At 57.4% G+C, this 14,913-nt stretch carries 16 protein-coding genes; 12 read left to right on the top strand and 4 right to left on the bottom strand.

Annotated elements, in window-relative coordinates:
- The first annotated feature begins 70 nt into the window (after positions 1-70).
- From V1T76_RS17125 to V1T76_RS17095, 7 genes are all read left to right on the top strand, one after another.
- Positions 71-295: a twin-arginine translocase TatA/TatE family subunit gene (locus tag V1T76_RS17125; RefSeq protein WP_330561858.1), complete on the top strand. Its 225-nt coding sequence runs from the start codon at positions 71-73 to the stop codon at positions 293-295.
- Positions 296-378: 83 nt separating this feature from the next.
- On the top strand, positions 379-765 hold the full coding sequence (locus V1T76_RS17120) for a Sec-independent protein translocase protein TatB (protein WP_442970137.1): 387 nt from the start codon (positions 379-381) through the stop codon (positions 763-765).
- The gene (gene tatC, locus V1T76_RS17115) at positions 762-1,562 is read left to right on the top strand and encodes a twin-arginine translocase subunit TatC (RefSeq protein ID WP_330561856.1); all 801 of its coding nucleotides are present in this window, start codon (positions 762-764) and stop codon (positions 1,560-1,562) included. Before V1T76_RS17120 ends, tatC begins: the two co-directional genes overlap by 4 nt.
- 71 nt (positions 1,563-1,633) lie before the next feature.
- Entirely contained in the window at positions 1,634-2,914 is a 1,281-nt protein-coding gene (gene serS, locus V1T76_RS17110; protein WP_330561855.1) for a serine--tRNA ligase, read from the top strand.
- Positions 2,915-3,099: 185 nt separating this feature from the next.
- Positions 3,100-3,858, top strand: a complete 759-nt coding sequence (surE, locus tag V1T76_RS17105) for a 5'/3'-nucleotidase SurE (protein WP_330561854.1) — start codon at positions 3,100-3,102, stop codon at positions 3,856-3,858.
- Positions 3,859-3,876: 18 nt separating this feature from the next.
- Positions 3,877-4,569 carry a protein-L-isoaspartate(D-aspartate) O-methyltransferase gene (locus V1T76_RS17100; RefSeq protein ID WP_330561853.1) on the top strand — a complete coding sequence of 231 codons (693 nt, stop codon included), beginning with the start codon at positions 3,877-3,879 and terminating at the stop codon, positions 4,567-4,569.
- Between the two features lie 239 nt (positions 4,570-4,808).
- On the top strand, positions 4,809-6,224 hold the full coding sequence (locus V1T76_RS17095; RefSeq protein WP_330561852.1) for a peptidoglycan DD-metalloendopeptidase family protein: 1,416 nt from the start codon (positions 4,809-4,811) through the stop codon (positions 6,222-6,224).
- Positions 6,225-6,345: 121 nt separating this feature from the next.
- Here the strand turns inward: V1T76_RS17095 and V1T76_RS17090 are convergent, their stop codons facing one another.
- Positions 6,346-7,218 carry an ATP-binding protein gene (locus V1T76_RS17090; RefSeq protein ID WP_330561851.1) on the bottom strand — a complete coding sequence of 291 codons (873 nt, stop codon included), beginning with the start codon at positions 7,216-7,218 and terminating at the stop codon, positions 6,346-6,348.
- 242 nt (positions 7,219-7,460) lie between these two features.
- Here V1T76_RS17090 and yajC point away from each other — a divergent pair, with 242 nt between their 5' ends.
- The 5 genes from yajC to V1T76_RS17065 all read left to right on the top strand — a co-directional run bounded on the left by yajC (position 7,461) and on the right by V1T76_RS17065 (position 11,711).
- Complete coding sequence (yajC, locus tag V1T76_RS17085) at positions 7,461-7,796, top strand: preprotein translocase subunit YajC (protein ID WP_330561850.1); 336 nt, start codon at positions 7,461-7,463, stop codon at positions 7,794-7,796.
- A 72-nt stretch (positions 7,797-7,868) separates the two neighbouring features.
- Entirely contained in the window at positions 7,869-9,479 is a 1,611-nt protein-coding gene (secD, locus tag V1T76_RS17080; protein ID WP_330561849.1) for a protein translocase subunit SecD, read from the top strand.
- A gap of 16 nt (positions 9,480-9,495) precedes the next feature.
- Positions 9,496-10,446: a protein translocase subunit SecF gene (secF, locus tag V1T76_RS17075; protein ID WP_330561848.1), complete on the top strand. Its 951-nt coding sequence runs from the start codon at positions 9,496-9,498 to the stop codon at positions 10,444-10,446.
- A gap of 10 nt (positions 10,447-10,456) precedes the next feature.
- Positions 10,457-10,834: an Mth938-like domain-containing protein gene (locus tag V1T76_RS17070; RefSeq protein ID WP_330561847.1), complete on the top strand. Its 378-nt coding sequence runs from the start codon at positions 10,457-10,459 to the stop codon at positions 10,832-10,834.
- Positions 10,835-10,859: 25 nt separating this feature from the next.
- Entirely contained in the window at positions 10,860-11,711 is an 852-nt protein-coding gene (locus V1T76_RS17065; RefSeq protein WP_330561846.1) for a phytoene/squalene synthase family protein, read from the top strand.
- A gap of 123 nt (positions 11,712-11,834) precedes the next feature.
- Here V1T76_RS17065 and trmFO read toward each other — a convergent pair whose 3' ends face one another.
- The 3 genes from trmFO to V1T76_RS17050 form a co-directional block, all read right to left on the bottom strand.
- Entirely contained in the window at positions 11,835-13,253 is a 1,419-nt protein-coding gene (trmFO, locus tag V1T76_RS17060; protein WP_330561845.1) for a methylenetetrahydrofolate--tRNA-(uracil(54)-C(5))-methyltransferase (FADH(2)-oxidizing) TrmFO, read from the bottom strand.
- A gap of 290 nt (positions 13,254-13,543) precedes the next feature.
- Positions 13,544-13,693, bottom strand: a complete 150-nt coding sequence (locus V1T76_RS17055) for a DUF1127 domain-containing protein (RefSeq protein ID WP_330561844.1) — start codon at positions 13,691-13,693, stop codon at positions 13,544-13,546.
- An 855-nt stretch (positions 13,694-14,548) separates the two neighbouring features.
- The gene (locus V1T76_RS17050; protein WP_006933294.1) at positions 14,549-14,698 is read right to left on the bottom strand and encodes a DUF1127 domain-containing protein; all 150 of its coding nucleotides are present in this window, start codon (positions 14,696-14,698) and stop codon (positions 14,549-14,551) included.
- Between the last annotated feature and the right edge of the window lie 215 nt (positions 14,699-14,913).

Raw genomic sequence — 14,913 nt, 5'->3', positions numbered from 1 at the left:
TGCAGGGAGTGGGCCGTTTTTGTAAGAAGGGCCTTATGGCTTTTAAAGCCGATTATCAGGAGTTTGGCGTATGGGCATTAGTATTTGGCAGATCTTGATCATTGCAGTGGTCGTTGTTCTGCTGTTCGGACGTGGCAAGATTTCCGATCTCATGGGTGATGTCGCGAAGGGAATCAAAAGCTTCAAAAAAGGCATGGCCGAAGACGACGTAGCCGACGCTCCGAAGACCATCGACCACAAGAACAGCGAAACGGCATCGTCCGTGAACGCTGAAGATCAGACAAAAGCGAGCTGATCTTAATCTGCATCGCGTCTCCTTAAGGGACGATACATCTCATGTTCGATATCGGGTGGACCGAACTTTTGGTGATCGCCTGTGTGGCGATCATCGTCGTGGGGCCAAAAGATTTGCCGCGCATGCTGCGCACGCTTGGCCAGACGATTGGTAAAATGCGAAAACTTTCGCGTGAGTTCCAGTCGACCTTCAACGACGCGCTGCGTGAGGCCGAACAGCAGGCCGATATTGCGGACATGAAGAAGCAGGTCGAATCGGCGGCCAACTTCAATCCGCTGGGTGATCTGAAGAAATCCATCGAAGAAGACGCGACAAAAAAAGCCGACAAGCCGAAAGAGGCTGCCGGTGCACCGGCGTCGCCGCCGGCAGATAGCGCAAATGCGGACAAGGCGCCCTCGACCGAGTCAGCCAGGGCTGAACCCGAGGCCACGCCGAAAACCGCGCCGGTGACGGAAGATGTAAAGGCATGAGCCAGGACGAAATTGACGCCTCGAAGGCGCCACTGATCGAACACCTGATCGAATTGCGCCAACGGCTGATGTGGTCAATCGGCGCGATTCTCGTGATGTTCGTTATCTGCTTCTACTTCGCCACGGATATCTACAACATCCTGACCGTACCTTACCTGCGGGCGGCCGGTGACGGTCATCCGGTGGAGATGATCTTCACCGCGCCGCAGGAGTGGTTCTTCACCCAGTTGAAGCTGGCCCTGTTCGGCGCGCTTTTTCTGGCGTTTCCGGTGGTGGCCAGCCAGATCTACATGTTCGTGGCCCCTGGTCTCTACAAGCACGAGCGCGGCGCGTTTCTGCCGTTTCTTGTTGCGACGCCGGTGCTTTTCCTGATCGGGGCCTGTCTCGTCTATTTCCTCGTCATGCCAATGGCGATGGGCTTCTTCCTGTCTCAGGAACAGGCTGCCGGCACGGGCAAGGTTGCCATTCAGCACCTGGCCAAGGTGAGCGAATACCTTGGCCTGATCATGATCCTGATTTTCGCCTTCGGCCTTGTGTTCCAGCTTCCGGTGGTGCTGACCCTGCTTGGCAGGGCCGGTCTGGTCAGCGCGGAAACGCTTCGGCATAAACGCAAATACGCCATTGTTGGCGCCTTTGCCGCTGCAGCAATTTTAACACCACCCGACCCGATCTCGCAGATCGGTCTTGCGCTGCCAACGCTGCTTCTCTACGAAGTCTCCATTCTGTCCGTCAAACTGGTGGAGCGCCAGCGTGCCGAAAGGGAGGCTCAACGCGAAGCCGAAGACGCTGCTGCCTGACGCCCTGGCCGTAACGCTTCCCGGATTGACCGACGGAATGGATTGAAACGACCGTCGTTCGGGAAGCGAAGATGTTTGATATTAGATGGATACGGGAAAACGCAGCCGCCTTTGACCAGGCCTTGGCCAAACGGGGTTATGAGGCCTCCGCGGCCAAACTGATCGCGCTGGACGATTCCCGCCGTTCCCATATCACCAAGCTTCAGGAAGCCCAGGAACGGCGCAATGCCGCCTCCAAGGAAATCGGCAAGGCCAAGGGTTCCGGCGATGATGCGCGTGCTCAGGAGCTGATTGACGAAGTCGCACAGATCAAGGCGTTCATTCAGTCGGGCGAGGAAGAAGAGCGCAAGCTCATTGCCGATCTGGAAGCAGCCATGGCCGTCATCCCGAACTTGCCGCATGACGATGTGCCGGTGGGCGAGGATGAAACCGACAATGTGCTGCTGAAGATGCACGGTGAAAAACCGGTCTTCACCTTCAACGAAGCGCCGAAAGAACATTACGAGCTGGGCGAAGACCTGGGCGGCATGGATTTTGCCGCTGCCGCGAAGCTGTCCGGATCGCGCTTCGTGGTTCTCAAGGGACAGATTGCCCGGCTCGAACGTGCGCTTGGCCAGTTCATGATTGATCTGCACACCCAGGAAAACGGCTACACCGAGGTTTCTCCGCCGCTTCTGGTTCATAGCGAGCCGCTCTACGGCACCGGGCAATTGCCGAAGTTCGAGGAAGACCTTTTCAAGACCACCACGGATCACTACCTGATCCCGACGGCCGAAATTCCTCTGACCAACCTGGTTGCCGGCGAGATCCTCCCGGAAGATCAACTGCCTCTGCGTGTCACTGCATTGACCTATTGTTTCCGTTCCGAGGCCGGATCGGCTGGTCGTGATACGCGCGGAATGCTGCGCCAGCACCAGTTCCAGAAGTGCGAACTCGTCTCCGTGACCAAGCCGGAAGAGTCGCTCAACGAACTGGAACGCATGCTGGGTTGCGCGGAAAAAGTTCTGCAGAAGCTCGGTCTCCACTACCGCGTGATGACCTTGTGCAGCGGCGACATGGGTTTCGGTGCGCGCAAGACCTATGACATCGAGGTCTGGCTGCCCGGACAGGATACCTATCGCGAAATTTCGTCCTGCTCCGTTTGCGGTGATTTTCAGGCACGTCGCATGAACGCAAGGTTCCGCCCGGCAGACTCCAAACAGCCGGTTCACGTGCATACGCTCAACGGATCCGGCATCGCTGTTGGCCGGGCCCTGATTGCGGTTCTGGAAAATTATCAGAACGGTGACGGGTCGATAACCGTTCCCGATGTTCTGCGGCCTTACATGGGCGGGTTGGAAAAAATCGGCTGAATGACATCGGCGGGAAGGGGACCTAACAGTTTTCCCAGATCAGACGTCTTGGCCCACGGTCGCGTCATTCCGCCGAAAATTTTCAGGTTTGGACGGCACCCGCACAAGATTGCCGTCCATCTTCATTGGTCGGCTCTTCGAATCTCAGGACGGGAGCGCGCGCGGGAAAACGGAGCAACATCTAGATGCGTATCCTCATCACCAATGACGACGGCATTCAGTCCGCGGGATTGACCGTACTGGAAAACATTGCCCGGACCCTGTCTGACGATGTCTGGGTGATTGCTCCCGAAACGGACCAGAGCGGTGTCGCTCATTCATTGACCCTCAGCGACCCATTGCGCCTTCGAAAGATAGATGATCGGCACTACGCCCTCAAAGGAACGCCGACCGACTGTGTGATCATGGGAGTGCGCAAGGTGCTTCCCGCTCTGCCGGATCTCGTGCTTTCAGGCATCAACCGGGGCCAGAACCTTGCAGAGGATGTGACCTATTCGGGGACTGTGGCGGGCGCTATCGAAGGGGCGATTCTCGGGATCAGGTCCATTGCCGTGTCGCAGGCCTACAACTGGGATGTTCGTGCCGAACCTGATTATTCCACGGCGGAAACGCACGCGCCGGACCTCTTCCGGAAGCTGATTGACTTCAAGCTCCCGCAATACTCGCTTCTCAACGTCAATTTCCCGGCCTGTGCTGCCGAGGACGTAAAGGGCGTCAAGGTCACCGTGCAGGGCCATCATGAGCAGAGCGGTCTTTCGATCGACGAACGCAAGGACGGTCGCGGCTATCCCTATTACTGGCTGCGTTTTCAGGATCGCGGCAAATCGGTGCTTGATAATTCCGATTTGCATGCGATTGCGGATGGATATGTTTCCGTTTCGCCGCTACGCATAGATTTAACAGCCCACGATCTGGTGACACACCTGGCGGAGGCGTTGGGGTAACCCTAGGGGGAACGGTTCATGGCCGGTCATTTGCCCGGCAAGGATAACAGGGCGATGGCGTCCGCTTTGCCGGATGAGGCGGAAGCCCGCGCAGCGTTGGTTCTGGCATTGCGGCAGCGTGGTGTCGGGGCGAGGGATGTTCTGGCTGCAATAGAGCGCGTGCCCCGGCGTCTTTTCCTGTCCGCGCGCCATCACAGTCTTGCCTATGAAGACGCGATGCTGCCGATCGAATGCGGGCAGATTGTTTCAGCGCCATCCATTGTTGCCTTCACGGTTCAGGCACTCGCGATCACTTCCAGTCACACCGTTCTGGAAATCGGGACTGGGTCTGGCTATCAGGCGGCCGTCATGTCCCATCTTGCTGCGCAGGTCGAAACACTGGACAGATTCGCGACCTTGACCGATCTGGCAGCTCGCAGGTTTGAAGCCCTGAAACTGACAAACGTGAAGGTTCGCCAGGCCGACGGTTTGAGCAAGTTTCGTCAGAACGGTCCCTATGACCGGATCGTCGTCAATGCAGCCGTTGAAGAAATCCCCGACGTCTGGCTGCAGCAATTGAAACCGGGGGGCGTTCTGGTGGCTCCTGTTGGAAAGGCCAAACAGGCGCAATCGCTTATCAAGTTCCAGAAAACCGAGAGTGTCGTGACTGCGGAAACGCTGATGATGGTTCGGACGGTCATGTTGCAGCCGGGAATCGCCAAGAAGCTCTAGGCCGGTGTTTCTCACCGATTCTTGGCGTCACGCATGCCTAGAGCTCGTTCGTCCATTTTTTCGTCCAAATTTACTATAAACGGCGCGATTGCTGGCTTTCCGGCTCTCTTAAATACTGAAAAATCGCGGTTTTTCACCACAAGCCCAGCCGGTCTTTAGCCTTTATAAACCTTACTGCCGTCTACTCTTAACCATAACAGCCATAGTCAGCGGTTAGAGTTAAGGCGATGATGAAGCGGATGCGTACCCTCCGCAGGGATCTGATGGGCAAGGTGGCGACAGTGTCGCTGGTAGCAGTTGCTCTCGCAGGATGTTCCGGCGCGGTCGAGCGATTTGGTGAACCACCCTATTATACGGGCAATACCCAGAATCAGCGGGACATTCTCAACGGCGGCCAGAAGCAGCCGACTTATCAGGATATCGTAAATGGTCCTGGAGGGACCGTTGCCGGTCTCCCGCAGGGGGCGTCTCAACCGGTAACAACCGGGTCCATTCCGAATAGAGCACCTACGGTTCAGTCAGCGCCGTTGCCAGCCCCGGTAACGACCGCGCAGCGATCTGCGCCGGTCCGGACTGCGCCGGTTGCGACACAGCCAGCCCCTGAAGTCGTGGCAGCGTCTGGTGCCGCAAGAAGCTGGAAAGGGTGGACGTCTGCTGGCGGAACGCGGGTTCAGATGCGCCAGGGTGACTCCATCAATTCGATGGCGCGCCGGTATGGTGTCCCTATCCAGGCGATCGTTGCGGTCAATGGCATTGAAGATCCGGCAAAGGTACAACCGGGTCAGAGCATTATCATTCCGACTTACGTCTATGCCGAACGCAATGGCTCAACGAGCACGACTGAAGGTGAAAACGGCAGGGTGAAACTGCCGACGGCCGGGCGAAACGATAACGTTGTCACCGGTTCGGTGCCGACGTCTGTCGGAAACATGCCGCGGCCCGACAGCAAAAACGGTCAGCAGCCGACCTTTGCCGACATCAGTCAAGGCAAGGTGGATGTCATTCACGTCAGCACGTTGCCGAAGCGCAAGCCTGGCGGGTCTGAACATTCGCTGACGACGGCCTCCATTTCCTCCAATACGTCTTCCAGCGTGCCGACACCGCGCCGTCAACCGGCAGCGACATCCTCCGGTACGCAGGCGGTTTCTGCAGCTCCATCAGGAACCGTTGAGAAGACCAAGCTGCCGCAACCTGCCCTTACCCAGGAAGCCAAGCCGACGGCACCGATCAAGACGCCGACTGTCGTCGCTAACGTTCAGGACGACGATGGTGCCGATGCCAAGTTCAGGTGGCCTGTTCGCGGCCGCATCATCTCCGACTTCGGTGCGAAACCAGGCGGTGGCAAGAACGAAGGTGTGAATCTCGCTGTACCGGAAGGAACACCCGTGCACGCTGCCGACGATGGATCCGTGATCTATTCCGGTAACGAATTGAAGGGTTATGGCAACCTGATCCTCGTTCGTCACGATGACGGCTGGGTTTCTGCCTACGCCCATAACAGCGAACTGAAGGTCAAACGGGGGGACACCATCCGCCGTGGTGATGTGGTTGCGCTTGCCGGGGCCACCGGGTCAGTCAACCAGCCGCAGCTCCATTTTGAACTGCGTCAGGGCAACAAGCCGGTCGATCCACTGAAATACCTGCCGCGTCGCTGACGCTTTTCAAGTTCAAATCCGGTCGGACCATTCGTCCCGCCGGATCAGATCTGAGGCGCAACAACGTAAATGACCTCACGCAACGTTAATCAGCCCGGCCCTTGTGCCGGGCTTTGTTGTATCAGGAAATCGCCTTGCCGAGCCGACCTGCAAGATCCTGGATGAATTGGTACGCGACACGGCCGGACCGGCTGCCCCGCGTCGTCGCCCATTCGAGCGCCTTTGCCCTTAGCTCTTCAGCTTCGATTTTGAGGTCAAAGTGTGCGGCATAGCCACGCACCATATCGAGGTAATCGTCCTGGCTGCACTTGTGGAAGCCAAGCCAGAGACCAAAGCGATCTGACAGGGAGACCTTTTCCTCAACGGCTTCGGCAGGATTGATTGCCGTAGAGCGCTCGTTCTCGATCATGTCTCGAGGCAGAAGATGGCGGCGGTTCGACGTGGCATAGAAGATGACGTTGTCCGGCCGGCCTTCGATCCCTCCCTCAAGCACGGCTTTGAGCGACTTATAGGAAGTGTCGTCATTGTCGAAGCTCAGATCGTCGCAGAAGACGATGAACCGGCACGAAGCATCGCGGATCAGGTTCATGAGTTTCGGCAGAGACTCGATATCTTCTCGATGAATTTCAATAAGTTTCAGCTCGGCGGATGCGTTTTCAGCTGCAATCGCCGCGTGCGCCGCCTTGACCAGTGACGACTTCCCCATGCCTCTGGCGCCCCACAGCAACGCATTGTTGGCAGGAAGGCCCATGGCAAATCGGCGGGTGTTGTCGAGCAGAAGATCGCGAACGTGGGAAACCGCGCACAGCAGCGTGATATCGACGCGGTTGACCTTTTGCACCGGAACCAGTTCTCCCGGATCCGGCGACCAGACAAAGGCGTCAGCGGCTGAAAAATCGGGTTTGCCGGGAAGGGCCGGCACCGCACGTGCAATCAGGTCGATCAGGGAATCGAGTTTGGCATTTAATGCGGAGAGGTCGTTTTCAGCGTTCATTCTTCTTGCAAGCCCTATCAAAAAGGCCCATGTGAGGCCCTGAATTAAGTGGTGGCAGGATTAACATGGTGCGGGAGACGCGAAAACGTCAGTTATTCCCATACCGGTACGCTGGAAACTGCTTGCAAAGCTTGAAATGAGGCGCGCCACAGTTATAGTCCGCGCCACCAGAATGAGAGCGTTTTTGCCGAAGACCCACGAGAAGGGTCGTTGGTTATGAAAACGTCACCTAGGAGAAGTGAATGTTTATCACCCCAGCCTATGCGCAGGCAGCCGGTCCGGCCGGCGCTTCCGGTTTCTTGATCCAGATCCTGCCTTTCGTGGCAATCTTCGCAATCATGTATTTCCTGATCATCCGCCCGCAGCGCCAGCGCATGAAGAAGCATCAGGAAATGGTCGCCAACCTCCGCCGCGGCGACACTGTCGTGACCACCGGCGGCCTGATCGGCAAGGTGTCCAAGGTCGTCGACGACGGTGAAGTGCAGGTTGAACTGTCTGAGGGGGTCAAGGTTCGCCTTGTCCGCTCCATGGTGCAGGAAGTGCGTTCCAAAACCGAACCGGCCAAGGACAACGCGTAACGCGATCCCCGCCGCTTCGATGATACCGCCGGGCCGGTTTCATATCGGCCTGGCTGCATTTAAGGCTTGACCATGCTCTATTTCGCACGCTGGAAAATCGCGCTTATCGTGCTTGTGGTTGCCGCTGGCATCCTGACCACGCTGCCGAATTTCTTCTCCCAAAAACAACTTGAAAGCTGGCCGGACTTCCTGCCGAAGAACCAGATGGTTCTCGGTCTCGACCTTCAGGGCGGTGCTTATCTGCTCTATGAAATCGACAAGCAGGATTACATCCAGAAGCGCATGAGAGCGCTTGTCGGCGACATCCGGACAACGCTGCGCGAAGATCCGCGCATCGGGTATACCGGGCTTGGAGTTCAGGGAGATGCCGCGCAGGTTCGCATTCGCGATCTGACCCGGCTGGCGGATGCACAGGAACGTCTGCAGCCTCTCGTCAACCCGCTGGTCTCCAGCGTCTTTGGCGGACAGGCGGTCAATGAGTTCGACATGACCGCCACGGAAGACGGGTTGATCCGGTTTTCCTATTCCGAGCAGGGCCTGGAAGACCGCATGACGAACATCGTCCAGCAGTCCATCGAGGTGATCCGGCGACGTGTTGACGAAATCGGCACCACCGAACCCAGCATTCAGCGCCAGGGTGCTGACCGGATTCTTGTCGAAGCGCCCGGTGAAGACGATCCGGAACGCCTGAAGGATCTCGTTGGCCAGACCGCGCAGCTCACGTTCCACATGGTCGACACGTCCATGTCCGGGGAACAGGCACTTCAGAACCGTCCGCCTGCGGGCACGGTTATCATGATGTCTGTGGACGATCCGCCCATTCCTTACCTGCTTGAAGAAGCGCCGCTTCTATCTGGCGAAGATCTTGTCGATGCGCAGGTCAGCTTCGACTCGCGCACCAACGAACCGGTCGTGAACTTCCGCTTCAACCAGTCCGGTGCACGCAAGTTCGCTCAGATCACGCAGCAGAACGTCAACCGTCCGTTCGCGATCGTGCTCGACGAGGAAGTCATTTCCGCGCCGGTCATTCGGGAACCCATCACGGGTGGTTCCGGCCAGATTTCCGGGAACTTCACGGTGGACGGCGCCAACGACCTTGCCGTGCTTCTGCGTGCAGGTGCGCTGCCGGCCAAGTTGACGGTTATCGAGGAACGTTCCATCGGCCCGGGCCTGGGTGCGGACTCCATTGAGGCAGGCAAGCTGGCGTCGGTGATCGGCGGCGGTCTGGTGATCGTCTTCATGATCCTCGCGTATGGCCGCTTCGGCGTCATCGCCGACATTGCCCTGATGGTGAACATCTTCCTGATCTTCGGAGCGCTGACGCTGCTTCAGGCGACACTGACCTTGCCCGGCATCGCCGGTATCGTTCTGACGATCGGTATGGCGGTGGATGCGAACGTGCTTATCTTTGAGCGCATTCGCGAAGAAGCAAGGGCAGGGAGGTCCGCCATCTCGGCCGTCGATGCCGGCTTCAGCCGCGCACTCGGCACCATCCTGGATGCCAACATCACGACCCTGATCGCAGCCGTGATCCTGTTCCAGCTCGGTTCGGGGCCGGTTAAGGGCTTCGCCGTGACATTGGCCATCGGCATCTTCACCACTGTGTTCTCGGCTTTCACGTTCAGCCGGTTGCTGGTTGCCCTTTGGCTCCGTCGCCGTCGTCCGTCGAAATTGCCGATTTGATCCGGGAGACTTTCAAATGTTGCTGAGAATTGTTCCGGACAACACGAAAATCAAATTCATGTGGCTGCGGAAAGTCAGCTTTCCGCTGTCCATCGTCCTGGTGATCGCCTCGATCACGGCCTTCTTCACGGTCGGCCTGAACTACGGCATCGACTTCAAGGGCGGCACCATCATCGAAATCAAGACCGATGGTCCTGCCGATGTCGCTTCGATCCGTTCCGATCTGTCGTCCCTGAATCTGGGCGATGTCCAGGTGCAGGAATTTGGCGGGTCGGACGACATTCTGATCCGCGTCGAAGAACAGCCCGGCGGCGAACTTGCGCAGCAGGCCGTTGTCGGCAAGGTGCGGACCATCTTCGAAGGGCAGGAAGTAGATTTCCGCCGCGTTGAAGTTGTGGGCCCGCGTGTTTCCGGGGAACTTGCCCAGGCGGGCGCAATCGCGGTTGCGGCCTCCTTGCTGGCGATCCTGTTTTACATCTGGTTCCGGTTCGAGTGGCAGTTCGCAGTCGGGGCCATCCTGACGACGGCAAACGACGTGGTCATCACCATCGGCCTGTTCGTGCTGTTGCAGCTCGATTTCTCGTTGTCGAGTATCGCTGCCGTGCTGACCATCATCGGGTATTCCCTCAACGACACCGTGGTCGTCTATGACCGTATTCGCGAAAATCTGCGCAAATACAAGAAACGGCCGCTGACGGAGGTGCTCGACATGTCGATCAACGAGACGCTGTCTCGAACGACCATGACATCGCTGACGACGCTGCTGGCACTTTTTGCGCTCTACATCTTCGGGGGTGAGGTTATCCAGTCGTTCACGCTTGCGATGATCTTCGGTATCGTGATCGGCACCTATTCGTCGATCTTCCTGGCCGCTCCGTTCCTGATCCTGTTCAATCTCCGTGCGGAGGCCATGTCTCCCAACGATGAAGATGGCGAGAAGGATCCAAACGCGAAAGCGTCGGCTTAAGGACGGGACGATGGAAATCCGCGACGCACACTTTCCCGGCCGGGCGCCGCTTGAAGCCTATGGCAATGGCGGATTCCGGTTCGCAGGTATGTCGCATCGCGGATCGCTGATGTGTGTTCCGAGCGGCATTTACGGCTGGGACGTGAATGATGAGTCTGCCTTTTCTCCTGAAGCCTTCCAGAAGGTTCTGGAGGAACAGGCAGATATCGAAGTGCTTCTGGTTGGAACCGGCAAGGAATTGCAGCCCTTGCCTGCGGACCTGAAAACCTTGTTTCGCGAGGCGGGAATATTGTCCGACCCCATGTCGACCGGAGCGGCATTGCGCACGTTCAATGTTCTCCTGTCGGAAGACCGGGCTGTCGCCGCCGCACTGATCGCCGTCGACTGACGCTCCTCAAAGGCTAGCGGGCTCCATGACGACAGATTTTGATCATGCCGCCAATGTGGTCCGTCAATTCGACAAGGACCGCTATCTCAGCGCGTTGCTTGCGCCTGAAACGCATCGCGACGGTTTGATGGCACTCTATGCGTACAGCGCCGAGATTGCCCGCGTTCGCGAACTGGTTTCCGAACCGCTTCCGGGTGAAGTGCGGCTCCAATGGTGGCGGGATTTGCTGGAAGGCACGGAACATGGCGCTGTTGCCTCCAATCCGGTTGCCAACGCCTTGCTTCAGACAATCGAACGATACGCGTTGCCCAAACAAAGCCTTTTGGCCATGGCGGATGCGCGGGTCTTCGATCTCTACAACGATCAGATGCCATCCCTCAACGATCTGGAAGGATACGCAGGAGAGACCGTTTCCGGTCTGATCCAGCTTGCCTGCCTTGTTCTGAACGATGGCAAGGATCCAGGCACCGCAACGGCTGCGGGGCACGCGGGTGTAGCATATGCCTTGACCGGACTGATGCGTGCGCTGCCCTGGCACGCCTCCAGACAACAGATGTATCTGCCGAAGGATGTTTGCGAACGGCATAATCTTGACACCGAGAGCGTCTTCCGCGGCGAGACGACACCGGAACTCCGCGCGGTTCTTGCCGAAATAAGGGGCCACGTTCGCCATCATCTCGGCCGCGTTCGCCAGGTGGCCGAGGAAGTCCCCACCGCCTGTCAGTCAGCGTTTCTACCGCTTGTTCTTGTGGAGCCATTCCTGAAAAAGCTGGAACAGGACAGCCTGGACCCGTTGAAGGAGGTCGCGGAACTGTCTCAGCTCAGGCGGCAGTGGATACTCTGGCGTGCCTCCGGCAACGTCCTGAAGGCCATCTGATCCGGGTGGAGTGATTTTCAGAAATTCGAACAGGCGCTTCTCAGTCAGAAAAGCGCCTGTCTTTGGATGGTCTGAAGCAGACGCCGTCAGGCACCGCCTTTTCGCAGGTCAATCCATCTCGTCTTATTCTGCCGCGTGTCTTACAAGGCCAAGGGTAGTCTGCCAGTTGGCGAAATCGACCTTGGCCCGGTTGGTCATGGCCAGCTTCTTGGCTCGGCTTTTATCCTTGCCTTTCAACCGCTTGCCGCTCTCATCCTTGTTTGGCGCATCCACCTCGGGAAACAGGCCGAAATTGACATTCATCGGCTGGAAGGATCCCGGTTTGCCCGCGCCTTCGTCCCGCGTGATATGTCCACCGGTAATATGACCGAGCAACGCTCCCATGGCAGTCGTCGCCGGCGGCGGAACGATGTCCTGACCACGCGCCTCCAGGACGGCAAATAGACCGGCAAGGCAGCCGACGCTTGCCGATTCCACATACCCTTCACAGCCAGTGATCTGACCGGCAAACCGTAGCCGAGGGTCGGCCTTTAGGCGAAGCGTTCCGTCGAGAACCTTCGGCGAGTTCAGGAAGGTATTGCGGTGTAATCCGCCAAGGCGGGCAAATTGCGCATTCTCCAGGCCTGGAATCATGCGGAAGATGTCAGCCTGGGCGCCATATTTGAGCTTCGTCTGGAACCCGACCATGTTGTAAAGCGTGCCGAGTGCGTTGTCCTGGCGAAGCTGCACCACGGCATACGCTTTCACGGCCGGATTATGCGCGTTGGTCAACCCCATGGGTTTCATCGGTCCATGACGAAGTGTTTCCCGGCCGCGTGCGGCCATGACTTCAATCGGAAGGCACCCGTCAAAGTAAGGTGTGTTTTCTTCCCACTCCTTAAAATCGGCAGTCTCGCCCGCAAGAAGGGCATCGATGAAGGCTTCGTATTGATCCCTGTCCAGCGGGCAATTCAGATAGTCCTTGCCTGTTCCTCCAGGGCCTACCTTGTCATATCGGGATTGAAACCAGGCCTTCGAAAGGTCAACGCTCTCGAAATGCACAATCGGTGCGATGGCGTCAAAAAACGCAAGAGCGTCTTCACCGCTTTTCTCCAGGATGGCTTCAGAAAGTGCTGGGGAAGTCAGCGGACCTGTTGCGATGATCACCTTGTCCCAGTCTTTCGGCGGCAACCCGGCAACTTCCTCGCGCGAGATCGTCACATTCGGGTGTTTCTCCAGGGTCGACGTGACCGCATTGGAAAACCCGTCCCGATCCACGGCAAGGGCACTGCCTGCAGGCACCTGATGAGCGTCCGCACAGGACATGATAAGCGAACCGAGCTGGCGCAGTTCATGGTGAATCAGACCGACTGCGTTTTGCTCCGAGTCGTCCGAGCGGAAGGAATTCGAGCAGACAAGTTCTGCCAGTCCATCGGTCTGATGGGCGTCCGTTTTACGGACCGGGCGCATTTCATGAAGAACGACGGGCAAACCTGCTTGTGCAATCTGCCAGGCAGCCTCTGAACCGGCAAGGCCGCCGCCTATGATATGAATGGGGGTCATTTTGTGTCCCTGGGACTTGATCCGGCCACCTATCGTTGCCGTCTTGCGGAATGGCGAACCCGGACAATTTCTTTGCCGACCTGATTACAGGCAAAGCCCGAAAACCGCAATCTCTGCAAGGCCACCATACCGGTAGCTCCCTTCGTCAACGGCGGGAGCCTGGCCCAAAAACAAAAAAACGCCCGCCGGTGGGAGGAGGTACCGGCAGGCGCTTTTGGAGTTCCACGCATAAAGCGTGGATATGCGGTCTTCAGGTTGGGAGGAGGATACCGTCTGACCGCGAAACTTTATTATTTTGCAGACATGCGCGCGTAGCGAGCAATGTCGGCGCGGGCAATGCCCAAGTCGTCCAGTTCGCGGTTGGACAGGTTGGACAGCTCGTCATAGGTCTGACGGAAGCGTTTCCAGTTATTGAATTTGCGAACAACAGTATCGATCATGGTTTAGGCCTTTCGCTATCTCATGGCCATGGCACCGCGGATCGGCGTCTGGCCCGTTCATCTCTTACAGGCTGGAAAATAGGTGCTTTGTGCAGTGCGAGGTAGAGGGGAAATCGCGAAGCTGGTATGCAAAAAATGCAGATTAAGGAAGTCTTAAAAGGGTTGAAATGCCTGTAACACCCGCGCCTGTCGCATAGCTGTCATGATTTCCTGTTCGCACATGCGAGAAGGCCTTGGTTCCGTCAAACCATTCCAGCGGGGGATCGGCCGGAGGAGCTCATACCCGAACCTCAGTCCGAACTTTGGCAAGACGAGATACATTCGGAACGGGATTCGAGAGCCTGCGGATGCCGGATTGCGCCGTTGGCAGCGGTACAAACCGTTCGGGCTTGATAGGCGTATTCGGCGCGACGAACGATTCTGTCTTTTAAGGATTATCTCGAGCGACTGCGCATCTCACACAAGGCGCGGCTGGAACTGCGATCTCCATATTCCGTGTAACGCAAGGGGGTCTTTAATGCCTTACGCTCTCACGTCGGTCACACGAACGTCCGCGAAAGGAAGAACTGCGTAACTGGACGAAGCAGCTTCGCCTGGTTTCAAGCTCAAGCGGACATGATAAGCAAACCGGCGGCTTGCCGACAGAGAAGTGGAATTTTTGGAAAATACCGGTGTGAAGGTCTACTTGAGGAGCAGCTACCGGGACTGCGCTCCAGAAAAACGAACGCCCGCCAGCGGGAGGAGGTGCTGGCGGGCGACGTTTCGACGTGACAGGGCTGGGAGGAGGATGCCCTGCGTGTCACACGCCCGTCGGCTGGGAGGAGGATGCCTAGGGACGCGATCTCTTTATTTCATTCAGCCAATCTGGCGACGGGCGACAAACTTGATGTCGCTGCGGCAGATGCCGAGGTCGGCAAGCTCACGGGCCGAAAGACGGGACAATTCGTCAACCGCACGGCGGTAGCTTACCCAGTTGCTGTACTTTTGGCGCACGGTGTCAAACATCTTCTTATTCCTTAATTATCGAAACGCGTGTGCGTTCCGCGCCGTTGTTGAGAAATGATATATTTCACCACACGAAATAAAAGAAGTGCCATCTCTGCATGCCTGACATGCGTTTGATGCAATGCAGCAAAGCTTGCGCCAATCAAACAAGGATGATTCGGGCAACATTCAGAAAAACATATGAAAAAGGCCTGTGTGCATCGCACACAGGCCCA

Source organism: Roseibium sp. FZY0029, from assembly GCF_036350355.1.
Lineage (GTDB): Bacteria > Pseudomonadota > Alphaproteobacteria > Rhizobiales > Stappiaceae > Roseibium.
The sequence above is the reverse complement of the archived record's forward strand: the minus strand, read 5'-3'. Positions and strand labels throughout refer to the sequence as shown.

Excerpts from the sequence above, each read along its gene's own strand:
- V1T76_RS17125 (WP_330561858.1), top strand. The coding sequence starts at position 71 with ATGGGCATTAGTATTTGGCAGATCTTGATCATTGCAGTGGTCGTTGTT.
- tatC (WP_330561856.1), top strand. The coding sequence starts at position 762 with ATGAGCCAGGACGAAATTGACGCCTCGAAGGCGCCACTGATCGAACAC.
- serS (WP_330561855.1), top strand. The coding sequence starts at position 1,634 with ATGTTTGATATTAGATGGATACGGGAAAACGCAGCCGCCTTTGACCAG.
- surE (WP_330561854.1), top strand. The coding sequence starts at position 3,100 with ATGCGTATCCTCATCACCAATGACGACGGCATTCAGTCCGCGGGATTG.
- V1T76_RS17100 (WP_330561853.1), top strand. The coding sequence starts at position 3,877 with ATGGCCGGTCATTTGCCCGGCAAGGATAACAGGGCGATGGCGTCCGCT.
- V1T76_RS17095 (WP_330561852.1), top strand. The coding sequence starts at position 4,809 with ATGCGTACCCTCCGCAGGGATCTGATGGGCAAGGTGGCGACAGTGTCG.
- V1T76_RS17090 (WP_330561851.1), bottom strand. The coding sequence starts at position 7,218 with ATGAACGCTGAAAACGACCTCTCCGCATTAAATGCCAAACTCGATTCC.
- yajC (WP_330561850.1), top strand. The coding sequence starts at position 7,461 with ATGTTTATCACCCCAGCCTATGCGCAGGCAGCCGGTCCGGCCGGCGCT.
- secD (WP_330561849.1), top strand. The coding sequence starts at position 7,869 with ATGCTCTATTTCGCACGCTGGAAAATCGCGCTTATCGTGCTTGTGGTT.
- secF (WP_330561848.1), top strand. The coding sequence starts at position 9,496 with ATGTTGCTGAGAATTGTTCCGGACAACACGAAAATCAAATTCATGTGG.
- V1T76_RS17070 (WP_330561847.1), top strand. The coding sequence starts at position 10,457 with ATGGAAATCCGCGACGCACACTTTCCCGGCCGGGCGCCGCTTGAAGCC.
- V1T76_RS17065 (WP_330561846.1), top strand. The coding sequence starts at position 10,860 with ATGACGACAGATTTTGATCATGCCGCCAATGTGGTCCGTCAATTCGAC.
- trmFO (WP_330561845.1), bottom strand. The coding sequence starts at position 13,253 with ATGACCCCCATTCATATCATAGGCGGCGGCCTTGCCGGTTCAGAGGCT.
- V1T76_RS17055 (WP_330561844.1), bottom strand. The coding sequence starts at position 13,693 with ATGATCGATACTGTTGTTCGCAAATTCAATAACTGGAAACGCTTCCGT.
- V1T76_RS17050 (WP_006933294.1), bottom strand. The coding sequence starts at position 14,698 with ATGTTTGACACCGTGCGCCAAAAGTACAGCAACTGGGTAAGCTACCGC.